Source organism: Propionispora hippei DSM 15287 (genome assembly GCF_900141835.1).
In the GTDB taxonomy this organism is placed as follows: domain Bacteria; phylum Bacillota; class Negativicutes; order Propionisporales; family Propionisporaceae; genus Propionispora; species Propionispora hippei.
This window is the reverse complement of sequence record NZ_FQZD01000004.1, coordinates 52,855-65,390: the sequence shown is the minus strand read 5'-3', so window position 1 is coordinate 65,390 and position 12,536 is coordinate 52,855. Positions and strand designations below refer to the sequence as shown.

Annotated in this window: 13 protein-coding genes and 1 riboswitch; of the genes, 4 read left to right on the top strand and 9 right to left on the bottom strand. The window is 50.9% G+C overall.

Annotated features, from left to right (window positions below; genetic code table 11):
• Window positions 1-25: 25 nt before the first annotated feature.
• The 7 genes from cbiT to F3H20_RS00280 form a co-directional block, all read right to left on the bottom strand.
• A complete protein-coding gene (cbiT, locus tag F3H20_RS00310) occupies window positions 26-601 on the bottom strand; it encodes a precorrin-6Y C5,15-methyltransferase (decarboxylating) subunit CbiT (RefSeq protein WP_149733010.1) in 576 nt (191 codons plus the stop codon).
• On the bottom strand, window positions 598-1,224 hold the full coding sequence (gene cbiE, locus F3H20_RS00305) for a precorrin-6y C5,15-methyltransferase (decarboxylating) subunit CbiE (RefSeq protein WP_149733009.1): 627 nt from the start codon (window positions 1,222-1,224) through the stop codon (window positions 598-600). The genes cbiT and cbiE overlap by 4 nt, the downstream gene beginning before the upstream one ends.
• Complete coding sequence (gene cbiD / locus F3H20_RS00300; protein WP_149733008.1) at window positions 1,209-2,309, bottom strand: cobalt-precorrin-5B (C(1))-methyltransferase CbiD; 1,101 nt, start codon at window positions 2,307-2,309, stop codon at window positions 1,209-1,211. The genes cbiE and cbiD overlap by 16 nt, the downstream gene beginning before the upstream one ends.
• Before the next feature lie 82 nt (window positions 2,310-2,391).
• A riboswitch (cobalamin riboswitch) is annotated at window positions 2,392-2,566 on the bottom strand.
• 456 nt (window positions 2,567-3,022) lie between these two features.
• A complete protein-coding gene (locus tag F3H20_RS00295; RefSeq protein ID WP_149733007.1) occupies window positions 3,023-3,553 on the bottom strand; it encodes a 2-oxoacid:acceptor oxidoreductase family protein in 531 nt (176 codons plus the stop codon).
• Window positions 3,553-4,374 (bottom strand): thiamine pyrophosphate-dependent enzyme, encoded by an 822-nt coding sequence (locus F3H20_RS00290; protein WP_262501583.1) that lies wholly within the window; start codon window positions 4,372-4,374, stop codon window positions 3,553-3,555. Before F3H20_RS00290 ends, F3H20_RS00295 begins: the two co-directional genes overlap by 1 nt.
• Complete coding sequence (locus F3H20_RS00285; protein ID WP_149733005.1) at window positions 4,374-5,510, bottom strand: 2-oxoacid:acceptor oxidoreductase subunit alpha; 1,137 nt, start codon at window positions 5,508-5,510, stop codon at window positions 4,374-4,376. Before F3H20_RS00285 ends, F3H20_RS00290 begins: the two co-directional genes overlap by 1 nt.
• Window positions 5,507-5,710, bottom strand: coding sequence for a 4Fe-4S dicluster domain-containing protein (locus F3H20_RS00280; protein ID WP_149733004.1), 204 nt, complete (start codon window positions 5,708-5,710; stop codon window positions 5,507-5,509). The genes F3H20_RS00285 and F3H20_RS00280 overlap by 4 nt, the downstream gene beginning before the upstream one ends.
• A gap of 476 nt (window positions 5,711-6,186) precedes the next feature.
• Here F3H20_RS00280 and F3H20_RS00275 point away from each other — a divergent pair, with 476 nt between their 5' ends.
• The 4 genes from F3H20_RS00275 to F3H20_RS00260 all read left to right on the top strand — a co-directional run bounded on the left by F3H20_RS00275 (window position 6,187) and on the right by F3H20_RS00260 (window position 9,999).
• The gene (locus F3H20_RS00275) at window positions 6,187-6,936 is read left to right on the top strand and encodes a GNAT family N-acetyltransferase (RefSeq protein WP_149733003.1); all 750 of its coding nucleotides are present in this window, start codon (window positions 6,187-6,189) and stop codon (window positions 6,934-6,936) included.
• Between the two features lie 38 nt (window positions 6,937-6,974).
• On the top strand, window positions 6,975-8,210 hold the full coding sequence (locus F3H20_RS00270) for a lysophospholipid acyltransferase family protein (RefSeq protein WP_188128150.1): 1,236 nt from the start codon (window positions 6,975-6,977) through the stop codon (window positions 8,208-8,210).
• 52 nt (window positions 8,211-8,262) lie between these two features.
• Window positions 8,263-9,423, top strand: a complete 1,161-nt coding sequence (locus F3H20_RS00265) for an MGDG synthase family glycosyltransferase (protein ID WP_149733001.1) — start codon at window positions 8,263-8,265, stop codon at window positions 9,421-9,423.
• Between the two features lie 306 nt (window positions 9,424-9,729).
• Window positions 9,730-9,999: a hypothetical protein gene (locus F3H20_RS00260; protein ID WP_149733000.1), complete on the top strand. Its 270-nt coding sequence runs from the start codon at window positions 9,730-9,732 to the stop codon at window positions 9,997-9,999.
• A gap of 50 nt (window positions 10,000-10,049) precedes the next feature.
• Here the strand turns inward: F3H20_RS00260 and F3H20_RS00255 are convergent, their stop codons facing one another.
• Both F3H20_RS00255 and F3H20_RS00250 read right to left on the bottom strand, forming a co-directional pair.
• Window positions 10,050-11,588 carry an ArnT family glycosyltransferase gene (locus F3H20_RS00255; protein ID WP_149732999.1) on the bottom strand — a complete coding sequence of 513 codons (1,539 nt, stop codon included), beginning with the start codon at window positions 11,586-11,588 and terminating at the stop codon, window positions 10,050-10,052.
• Window positions 11,576-12,511 carry an NAD-dependent epimerase/dehydratase family protein gene (locus tag F3H20_RS00250; RefSeq protein WP_149732998.1) on the bottom strand — a complete coding sequence of 312 codons (936 nt, stop codon included), beginning with the start codon at window positions 12,509-12,511 and terminating at the stop codon, window positions 11,576-11,578. Before F3H20_RS00250 ends, F3H20_RS00255 begins: the two co-directional genes overlap by 13 nt.
• Window positions 12,512-12,536: the final 25 nt, after the last annotated feature.

Here is a 12,536-nt window from a genome sequence, read left to right as displayed (position 1 = left end):
TCCATTCCTCCTGTATCTTTACACACTATTCCGCTTCAGCCGCGATAATATAAATGGGATTAAGCGCCTGCATCATATGGCTGGACGCAACTTTACGCAACCTTGTCACCTGAGCGCAGATGGTTTCTACGGAAAATTCCGGACAACTGTCCAGAAAGGCCAGCGCCCGCTGCAGTGTTTCCACTGTCACGGCGGTCACAACCAGTCGCCCTCCCGGCTTCAGTAGTTGCCGGGCTTCGGTTAAAATGGCGTCCAGCTTCCCGCCGCTGCCGCCGATCAGAATCACATCGGCCTGCGGTAATCCCTGCAGGGCTTGCGGCGCCGCCCCCGCTATCGGCCGGACCGCCGCCGCAAACTGGGCCGCGTTCTGTCTGATCAGTTCAATGCCCTCCGGCTCCCGCTCAATCGCATATACCTCACCGTAACCGCTTTGCAGGGCCGCCTCGACCGACAGGGAACCGGTTCCGGCCCCAATGTCAATCACCGTATCACCGGGATTGATTTTTGCCCGCGCCAGCACCAGTATCCTGATCTCGGCTTTCGTCATCGGAATATTGCCCCGGATGAACCGGTCGTCGCTGATTCCCACATGATAGGTCATGCTTTCACCACCATTACACAATGTGAATATCCTTCCCGGCTGCTCAATTCCTCCAGGGTAGCCGTAACAACCTGTTCATTTTCATAGGACAGCGCCAGACAAACAACTGCCGGCGTAGCTGCCGGCCAGCCGGCTGCCAGTAAATACCTGGCAATCGTACGGGAATTATTCTCACTGTCTGTTAAAATCCCCAGTTTTTTATCACACCGGTAAGCCAACGCCGCTGCATCGGCTTTGCGCCCATGCAGGCTGATCAGTGTGGCATCCTGCCAATAGTCGCTTGTACGGGCAAATGCCAACTGCAGGGAACTGATGCCGGGAATCACTTCGATGCATGCTGGGGGAAACCGGCGGCGGATCGCCGGCAATAAGCTGTAAAATCCCGGATCGCCGGATACCATGACAACCACATCGTGCGAGGCCAGTTCCTCTTCTATATAAGACAACACACCGGCAATATCGCCGTCAATGACTTTGCTTTTTACGCCTGCCGGCGCCAGCGTTTCCAGCGCCCGTTTACCGCCCACCAGAACGCGGGCCTGCTCAATGGTTCGCTTGGCAACCGGCAGCAGATAGTCCGCCGAGCCGGGCCCGATGCCTGCCACAATTATTTTATGTTCCACCCTAACTTCTCCCCTATCCTGACGGCACCTGCATCCATGCCCAATATGGACCCCTGCAGCGTGACAATGACCGTTCCCACTTCCAGGTCCTGAAATACATACCGCATGGCCCGTTGACTGGCCCGTTCCGCCAGCACTGCATGCACCTGCCGCAAACCGGCGTTTTCAATAAGCGGCAACGCGGCTTCGGTAGTGGCGCACCGCAAAATGGCCTGAACCGTCTGTTGTGACGCCCCCAGCGATGCGGCATAAGCCGCCAGCGTTTCCATGCGGCCGTCGGCCATACGGTTATGAGTATGAAAAATTCCGGCCGCCACTTTGCAAATCTTCCCCAGATGGCCAAACAGCAAGACCTGCTTCATCCCGTACCGAACGGCCTGTTCCAACATAAAGCCGATAAAATTGCTGGTTTGCACAATCTGCTCGGCCGGCAAACCGCATTTTTTTATCGCAATATCCTGACCGATCTTACCCGGCGCAAACACCACCGCATCGTGGCCGAGCGCTTTCACCACGCTGATCTGAGGCGCCAGCGAGTTTTTAAATGCTTCTTCCGACATAGGCTCTACAATCCCGGTTGTACCAATAATCGACAAACCGCCCTCTATACCCAGTACAGGATTTAACGTACGGGCCGCCAACGCTTCGCCGCCGGGAATGGATACGGTGACAACCGCACCCCAACCCGGGGGCAGAGCGTCCCGGACAGCCGACAGAATCATCTGACGGGGTCCCGGATTAATGGCCGGTTCACCGACAGGCACGGACAAGCCGGGCAGCGTAACCGTTCCCACGCCGCTCCCCGCCCGTAAAACAATATCCGCGCCTTCCGCCATCTCTACCGCTGCCTCAATCGTAACGCCATTAGTAATATCGGGGTCGTCGCCGGCATCCTTCACGACTGCCGCCTTACCAACCCGTTCGGTTCTGCTGCTGTCGGCAATGGCAACAGCAATGGACTTTTGCTGAGGTGACAATACAACAACCTGCTCCACCTGCTGGCCGCACCAGGCCAAAACAGCGGCCTTGGCTGCTGCTGCCGCACAGGTGCCTGTGGTAATCCCTGTTCGCATTTGTTTGAACAAACTAAAAAACCCCCTGTGACAAGAGGGTAAAAAACAACACAATGTAGATTTTACCCACCTGCCCATCTTCCGTAGGTCATAACGGTGTGTGTTAAAATAGGCAGGTCTCCTGACTTCGGATCAACGCACATCCGCACCTTCCCGGTTATCCCAGTGGCTACCGCGAATCTGCTCCCCATCACAGTGGCGGGACCGCTCCGGAATTTCACCGGCATTCCCTTTTAAGCATGACAAGCACCTATTTCCTTCCTTATTCAGCTACGGCAATATCGCCTGAAACCATCCTGCAACACCGGGGAATCACTCATTCTAGGTAACCGCTGATTTGAGTGATCCTGTCAGCCTAGCGAGAGATTTTTTCGCCGGGCAAGGAAGTAAAACCGCAGGAATAAGCGGCCCCTATTTCAAGATTTTGCTGACGCAGCCAGGCGGAAAAAGATCCGTCAGGACGCGCAGCGTGAATTAATCAGCGGTTCCCTTGCAAATTTTGTCTTATTTTATCTTATTCCACCCCGGCGCCTTGTTTTCCTGCTTGGCCGGTCCGTTAAGACACTGTTTATTATTCCTGAGTACGTACACAGCCTGACAAACCTTTTTCCGCCAGTCCGGCAGGCTCATTACATCAATGGTTCCCTAACAGAGCCAGATTATACAGACAGACCGGATGTGAAAAGGAAACGTTCAACCTTGCCTGAACGTTTCCTTCCGAATAGCTACCGCTGGGCATATAACTGGTTACCCAAAGCTAAGGCTTTTTGATTTTTTTCTTCCGTACCGCGCGGCACCCGGGCCAGTACTGCCTTGATTAAAGACGCTTCACTAACCGCACCGGTCGCGGCCACCAGCGCCCCAAGTGCAATGATATTGGCAAACATGGCATTGCCCAGTTCCTCGCGGGCTGTCCTGGTAATCGGCAAGTCAATCACTTCGGCCTCACGGCCGGAGATTTCCTTTACCAATGTGGAATCCGCCAGCAGTTTGCCGTTTTTCTTTAGTATATCGGCATACTTGTTGCAGGCTTCCTGGCTCATCACCAACAGAATATCCGGCGCCAATACCTTGGGATAGTCAATCTCGTCTTCACTGATAATGACTTCGGCCTTACTTGCTCCGCCACGGGCTTCCGGTCCGTACGACTGGGTCTGTATGGCCTGTTTTCCGTCAAGAATGGCGGCCTCCGCCAAAATGATGCCGGCCAGAATCAACCCTTGTCCGCCGGTACCACTTAAACTGATTTCCAGCATTACGCCTTGCCCCCTTCCTGCAGCCGCGCCACCAGTCTGGCATATTCCGCCGTATATTCCGCCGTGGGCGAATGGTAGAGCTCACCGATAACAAACTTGCCGGTCATTGCTTCCGGCGTCATCTTGGCCGCGGCCTTCGCCATCACGGCATGGTCACGCTGCCATAGCAGCATGGCCGCCGCTGTAGGCATTTTGTTTTTCCGGCCATAACCGATCGGACACTGGGTTATACCGTCAATCACGGAGAACCCTTTATTCTCAATCCCTTTGACAATGAGATCTGTCAACATGGCGGCATGGTACGCGGTTCCCCGCGCCACATAGGTGGCACCGGCTGCAATAGCCAATTGCGCAATATCAAAGGACCGCTCCATATGACCGAACGGCGCCGTCGTAGACCGGCTATCGACAGGAGTCAACGGCGAAGACTGGCCGCCAGTCATACCGTAAATGCTGTTATTAAAGACAATCGTGGTAAGGCCTATATTACGTCTGGCGGCATGAATGAAATGATTGCCCCCAATGGCAGTGCAATCACCATCGCCGGTAATAACAATAACCTCCAGTTCGGGATTGGCCATTTTAATGCCTGTAGCAACCGTCAGCGCCCTGCCATGGGCAGTATGAACCGTGTTGAAATTCATATAACCCGAGGCACGGGAAGAACAGCCGATGCCTGATACAATAATGGTCTTCTGCTGATCCAACTGCAGCTTGTCAATGGCCCGTAAAATAGCCGTCAGCAAAATACCGTTGCCGCAGCCAGGACACCAGATGTGCGGCAAAGCGGATTTACGCAAGTATTTTTCTATATCAGCCATTATTCCAGCCCCCCTGCCGCCAGGATCGGCCGTAAAATATCATCGGGACTGAAGAAAGTCCCGTCTACTTTAGTAACCGATACCACTTTTTCCTGCTTTACATACCGTTCAATCTCACAGGCCAACTGTCCGTAATTCATTTCAGGCACGATGATTTTCTTGGCCTTCTGCGCCTTCTGTTGCAGCAAGGCTGCCGGAAACGGCCATAGAGTAATCAGCTTAAGCAGACCGGCTTTCACACCTTGTTTGCGGGCAGCCTTCACTGCGGCAATAGCGGCCCGGGACGAGCCGCCATAAGCGACGACAATGACTTCGGCATCTTCCAGAAAATGCTCGGTGTACAAGGTAAGCTCCGCCTGAGCCCGTTCGATTTTCGTATGCAGCCGGCGGACCAGTTCATCAGTCACGGCGGCGGACTGGGAAGGCTGCCCTTCATAATTATGCACCAGGCCCGTCACATGGTAAAAATACCCTTCTCCAAACGGCGCCATTGGCGGAATTCCGTCTTCGTCCGGCTTGTACGCCCGATACTCGTCGGGAGAAACGGTCGGCTTTTTCCGGTTGACTACTTCCACCTCGGACAACTCTGGCAATTCGACCCGCTCCCGCATATGACCAATTACCTCATCCAACAACAAAATCACCGGCGTACGGAACTTTTCCGCAAAATTAACGGCTTTTACCGCGACATCAAAAGCTTCTCGCACCGACCCCGGCGACAAGGCAATCACACCCCTGTCACCGTGAGTACCCCAGCGAGCCTGCATGACATCGCCCTGCGACGGAGATGTCGGCAGGCCGGTGCTTGGACCGGAACGCTGCACATTGACTACGACCAGCGGCAATTCGGCCATCGCCGCATAGCCAATCAATTCCTGTTTGAGGGAAAACCCTGGTCCGCTGGTAGCCGTTATGGCTTTGGCACCAGCCAGGGAAGCGCCAATAATCGCTCCCATACTGGCAATTTCATCTTCCATCTGAATAAATTTTCCACCCATACGAGGGAGTTTTTCAGCTAGGAATTCTGCTATTTCCGTGCTTGGCGTAATCGGATAGCCGGCAAAAAACGTAACGCCTGCGGCTAAAACCCCTTCTGCACAAGCCTGATTACCCTGCATTAAGCAAGCTTTGCTCATACCTTCTCCCCCTTGTCCTCTTTCGTTACTTTTATCGCTAAATCAGGACAGCGTAATTCACACAGACTACAGCAAATACACTTATCCTCATCTTTTACATACACTTTGCCAACTTCGTCCAGGTCCAGAACCTGTTTTGGACAAAAAGCTATGCAAATACCGCACCCCTTACAAAACTTACGGTTGACAGTCAGCGCCATATTCCTACCCCCTCACATGCCTAAGCTAGAAGAACAAATGTCTACCGTTTATCATTATACATCACAACCTAGCTACTATTCCATACCTAAAATGCAGATTTTCCCCATAAATACTTGATTTTTCTCCAAAAGCAAAACAAGTTCCGAACTTTTAAATATTCATAATAAAATAGTAAATATTCACCACCAAGCCATAAATCAATAGTTATAACGGCCAAAGGAGCCAAATATAACCGCCCATTTCCATTTTCCCATATTCAACAGAAAACTTGCCACGTCAAGTGTAATAAGGCACTAAGCAGTTTCTTAATACTTTACTAAAAGATAACGCAATATTAACGGAAGCTTTGCAGAAATATGTAATGATTAAGGTGGCGGATAAAGCGTCCGGTACACCACCGTCCAACACGCCGAGACTCGGTTCATAAACCAACGGTACACCGATTAAATTGCAAGCACACCGAGGAGGGTTACCCATGGAATTACGAGAAGGAAAGTACCTATTAAAGCTGGCGGAAACACCGGCAGAGAAAGATCAGATTTATCTCCTTCGCTACCGTGTCTACTGTCAGGAGCTCAATTTTTCAGGAAAAAAATATGAATATGCAAATACCAACCGCGAATACGATTATTTTGATCAGCTATGCGATCATTTGATCATCCGGGACGAAGAAAACGATTGCTGTGGCGGTACATTCCGTTTTTTGCCTGGCAGCAGGCTGGCTTCACGAGAAACATTTTATTCGGAACAATGGTTTGATATTGGAGTGCTGCGCAAGCAGCGAAGTCGCATTCTTGAGCTCGGCCGCGCCTGCATTGACGCCCAGTACAGAAATACCGTCGTGTTTAAGCTGCTGTTTTCCGGCGTTGCCGCCTATTTACGACTATATCCCCATGACTATTTGATCGGACTTACCACGCTGCCGGGCAATGCCAAAAACGATATCGGCCTGATCTCCCATTATCTGGCCGCCACCGCTGCCATCAATACAGACTGGGGAATCAAACCCAAACGACGGCATTTACTGCCGGTTACCCAGGATACATTGGCGCCGGCCGGGGCCAACCAGCGAAAAGTTATTAAAAAGATGTCGACTCTTATGTTTGCCTATTATAAATACGGTGCTAGCTTCAGCAGCGAGCCTTCTGTCGATATGGACTTTGATCCACCGGTTTTTGATTTTTTCACCGTAATTGACGCACAGAAAATCCCTGCCTGGGCTTGACAGACAAGTACAGGAAAAAAGAAAGGGCTGGACCGGAATTGAAAATAAAACAGCGGATTTCCTTTTATCGTTGCTGGCTGCGGATTAAAATAGGCGCACTGTTGCAAATCACCTTATCGTACATACTGGTACGCTGGCTGTTCAGAGGCGGCCGGTTACAAATAAATAGCAGCACCGGCGAAGCGTTACAACCGCCGTTTCTCGTGCTAGGCAATCATACTTCCAATATCGATCCGGCTTTGGTGCAGTTTATCCTGCCCCCTCAGCCCTGCTATTTTCTAACCACAAACTTTTACTTTCGCCATCCTCTTTTGGGAAAACTGCTACGGCTGGCTGGCGCCATCCCCAAAGTCCAATTTCTGCCTGACCTTCGCGCAGCTCACAGGGCCCTGGCTTTATTAAATCAGGATAAAATAGTCGGCATATTTCCCGAGGGGCGCCGTTCCATTGACGGCAGTTGCGGCGATATCCCCTACAGCATTGCCCGGTTTATCCAAAAAGCCAAGGTTCCCGTCCTTACCGTCAAGACGCAGGGAGGATATTTTGTCTGGCCCCGCTGGTCTTCTTTCTGGCGCCCGGGTCAAATAGAAGTGACAATCAACCAACTTTTGACCGGCCAGGAAGCCGCCACTCTCCCGCTTGAGCAGCTTCATGCAAAAGTTCGTGAGGCGCTATCCTATAATGATTACGACTGGAACCGTCAAGCTGGCCATGACTATAGCCATCGCCGCGCCGCTGAACGGCTGGACTTAATTCTGCATCAATGTCCCCGTTGCCTGCGTGAACGAAGCATGAACAGCCGGCAAAACAAGCTATACTGCGAAGCCTGCGGCAATACGGCACTGCTTGACAGGCATGGCTTCCTACAGCCTGCCTATGCTCAATGTATTACCTTTGCTACACCTGTCCAATGGTCAGCCTGGCAGCAGCAGCAAATGCTCTCGCTCATAGAAAATAAAAACTTCCGCCTGCAGTTGCCGGTAAAGGAAATCCGGGTTGCCGATCCGCTATACGGTCCCTATCGCCGTTGCAGCAACAGCGGTCAGGTAAACCTTTACCAGGAAGGTCTCTATTTTCACGGAAAGATTGACGGGCAAATGAGGGATTTATTTTTTCCTATTGAACGGCTGCCTACCGTATCCACCGAATTCAATTACGATTTCGAGATTTGCGACACCCATAATGCCTGGTGGATCTTTCTGGAAGAACGGCAACAAACCATTCGCCTGGAAAACGCCATAGCTTTATTGCACCAATTAAGATCATCGGGGTAAGGTACATTCCCTTTAGAATAAATTAAAAAGTTCAAATGTGGAGGTGTCCAGTATGACAGTCACGCCTAAAAAGCTTTTATTTGCCATTTCCGATACCGGTGGCGGCCATCGCAGCGCGGCTATGGCTATCAGTGCCGCGATTAGAGCCAGGGCAGGTTCAGGCATAGATTGTCGCACTATCGACTTTCTGCGGGCAACAAAGCTGCCTGGTTTGAGCAAGGCACCGGAAATTTACGACTATTGCTCCAAAGAACACGTATGGCTTAATAACTTACTTTTTAAAAAAACTAATACCCCTTCCCGGATTACCACCCTGACCAATATTGTCTATCATCAATCCCACCGGCATATTGAGAACGAACTGAGTATCGCGCAACCCGACGCAGTCATTGCGGTCCATCCGCTGGTCATCGGCCTTTTAGCTGCCGCCCGCCAAAGACTGCAAGCTAATTGGCCTATTATAGCAGTGGTTACCGACCTGATAACGATTCACGCCGCGTGGGCTTCACCCGGTGCTGATCTTTATTTGGTTCCCACGCCGGAAGCCGCCCGCTTGCTGACAAAATATAAAATACCGCCGCAACGCATCTTTCAGGCCGGTTTTCCCGTCCACCCTAAATTTTTGCAAAATAAACTTTCCAAGGTGCAGGCCCGCCAAAAGTTAGGACTACACCCCGATTATTTCACCATTATGCTGACAGGAGGCGGTGTCGGTGCCGGCAGCATGGAAGAATGGGTTCAAATGCTGCAAACCCGGTGCGCCGGCAAACAACTTCTGGTGATTACCGGTAATAACAAAAAATTATACCAGACACTGCTCCAGCGTCAAGCCACTCCTCTGCTCCACCTATACGGCTTCGTCCAGAATATGGAACTCATGATGGCTGCCAGTGACCTCATTATCACCAAGGCCGGTCCGGGAACCATTCTGGAGGGTATTGCCATGAGTCGTCCGCTGATCATCACCGGAGCGATCGGCATCCAGGAGACAGGCAACATTGATTATGTCCGCCGTCACCGGTTTGGCTATTACTGTCCCGCTCCAGCCCAAGCCTGTAAAACCATTAATGAGATAGACGCCGGTCTTGACCTTAATTCCCAGAATCCAGCCCTTCCCAATACAACTATTGTCGATGGTTCGGCGATGATTGCAGATATTATCCTCCAACAAGCCGGCTGGACTTATGCCGACCTGCTCGGTGGCGCTTCTTAAAAAAGCTTTCCGCAGGCCGTTTTCAAAGCAATCAGACAAAACAAATTCACCAAACCACCTGCGGGACAAATTCGGCTAGACTAGAACCGCTAAAACATCCTGCTTAAGCGGTTTTAGTCATCCACTACAGAATTGCCGTTTATCCTGCGTACCATAGGCCGTTTGTCATATTGGATCGACAAACCTTCCGGGTTATTGCGATACATAATACAAATTAACAATTTTTTAACAAAAATGTCCTGGTTTTCAGGATAATTATTCGCTATATTGTAAGAATACATAGTTCATGATAACGGAGGGTTTGCCTTGAGAGAAACCATTACAGTCAATCGGATTATCTTATGTTCTTTTATAAACAAGGAAGTTGCTCAACAGGTTTCGGCCTATACGCTCACCGAGCAGGGCAATGCCCAGGTCAGCGAATTACTGACCAAATATTGCAGCGGCGCCCATGCCTGTCAAAGTCCCGATTGTCAGTTTATCATTGGTCCTGCAGGAAAAAATTACTCTAAAACTTTGGAAAGCATCTATCAATACTGGAAAAACCCTGCCCTGGCAGAACCGGATAAAAGATAATTACCCCAATGAATAACCCCGGAGTTATGGCACTCCGGGGCTTGCTTTTTTTATGGTTTTAACAGCACCAGCTTATCGGCGTCCCGGACAAGGACTTGAACGCGCTGCAGCTCTTCAGGGGTCAGGCGCTGATAATCCAGATCCCGGATGACAAAGTAGGACCGCGCCTCCTGGCGAATCCTCGCTCCCACTTCCTCTTTATCTATTTCCTGACCATACAAGCCGGAATAAAAGGTAAAGCCGGGATGCAAAATTTTCATAATGTAAATAGACGAACGTCCATCATAAGCCTGAGAAAATTGAGCAGCCAAATCCTTCGAGGAAAAGTACGGAGCGGCAGCCGGCAGCAAACTGGTCATTAATGCAGCCACAAGCAGCAGCATGCCGCCAACCTGAACGGTAAAAGAAGCGTAAATGCGGCGGCACCAAAGAAAATAAACAGCTATGCCACACACCGTCGCTAGCAAGGCCGCCACCAACACCGCACCGGTTTCCATTACCGGCAGCAGGCGCCCGCCGGTTACGACCGCCACAATCAACAGCGCACAGAGCACCATCAGCAAACCGATCCAGCCCCAGCTCCGTTCCTGGCGCCACAGCCGGCCTGCCAAATCGTCAATATACCAGCCGGCCAGCAAGGCCGCAGGCGGAAACATCGGCAGAATGTACGATACCAGCTTAGTCTGGGAGATGCTGAAAAAGACAAATATGAACAAGGTCCAAATAACCAAAAATAATAAAATTCGTCGTGTCTCCCGTTCATTGTGCCATAGCGCCCGGTAAACAGCCTGGGCGAACACGGCGGTCCAAGGAAAAAAACCGGCCGCAAATACCGGAATATAGTAATACCACAGTGCACCCTCCGGATGCTCCGGCGATGTAAATCGGGTCAGGTTGTGAAACCCCAGGAAGGTGTCAATAAAGATCTGACCATGGATTTGATACATGCTCCAGTACCAGGGCAAAGCAATCACCAAAAACAAAGCGGTCCCCGACAAAAGCCGCATTTCTTTCAGTACCGAAAACTTACGGGTAAACAAGAGGTATAAACAAATAATAGCGCCGGGAAACAGAAAACCGACCGGCCCCTTCGTCAGCGTTGCCAGCGCGGCAAACACATAAAGAAAATAATACCGTTTCTCAATAAAACCAAGCAGGGACAGGGTCAGGCACAGCGTCAGGGTAACATCGGTTACCGCCGCCTTGCCCAAATACCAAAATTCAATGCCTGTGGCAAGAATAAATGCGCCGGTCAATCCCGCCCGCTCGCCCAACAAACGGCGGCCGGCCGCATACACGGACAGAATACAGCCCAGCGCCAATAGCGCCGAAGGAAGCCGGGCGGCAAATTCGTTAATGCCAAACACTTTAAAGGAAGCCGCCACCAGCCAGTAGTACATCGGCGGCTTATCATACCAATATTCCCCATAAATCCGTGGAGAAACAAAGTCCCCGTAGACAAGCATCTCCCGCGGGGTTTCCGCATAGACCGGTTCATCGGGATCCAATAAGGGAGTAACGCCTAAATTAAAAAACAAAATAGTAGAACTAATAATAATGAGCAGCAGCAGACCGCTTAGGTTACGCAACCGTGTTCAACTCCAGTCAGGGAAGCATATGTTCTGGCCAATCCATCCTTGAGCAAGGTTTGGGCACTCCAATTCAAATTTTCGACCGCTCTTTCATTACAGAGTGAAGAACGGTAAATATCGCCTTCCCTCGCACTTTTATACCGTTTCTCAACAGTTTTACCGGATATCAGTTCCAGTTCTTCGACCAGCAAGTTCACACTGCTTTCAGTCTGGGTACCAATATTGTATATTGAGTTTTTAGCAGTTGTCCCCAGCGCCAGCCAGTTGGCTGCGGCCACATCCCCGGCATAAACGAAATCGCGTGTCTGGCCGCCGTCGCCAAATATGGTAACAGGCCGGCCACCACATATGTTGCGGACAAAAATGCTGATTACCCCGCCTTCTCCAAAATCTCCCTGCCGTTCGCCATACACATTGGCATAGCGTAGTACTACATACTCTAAGCCGTATAGCTCCTGATAAAGCGACAAATACCGCTCCACCGCCCATTTGCTTAAGCCGTAGAAAGAAGCCGGCTGCAAGGCGGTTTCCTCCCGCACCGGTACAGCAGTGGTATTGCCATAAACGGCAGCCGTCGAAGAGAAAACTACGCGCTTGACACCGGTCTTGCGGGCGGCCTCCAATAATTGCAGCGTACCGGCTATATTTACATCACTGTCATAGACAGGGTTTTCCAGAGATTTGGGAACCATAGTTTGCGCTGCCAAATGAATGACAGCATCAAACTGCTCACTTTCAAACAGTTGCAAAATTTCCGGACTGCGGATGTCCAACTGTACAAAAGCTGCCGCCTGGTTTAAATTCTTTACCGAACCGGTCGATAAATTATCCACCACGGTTACTCGACAGCCTTGCCCGATTAATTTATTTACAACATGGGAACCGATAAATCCGGCACCCCCTGTTACCAGTACCTTCATAATTTCACCCCTTTACCTAGATCAG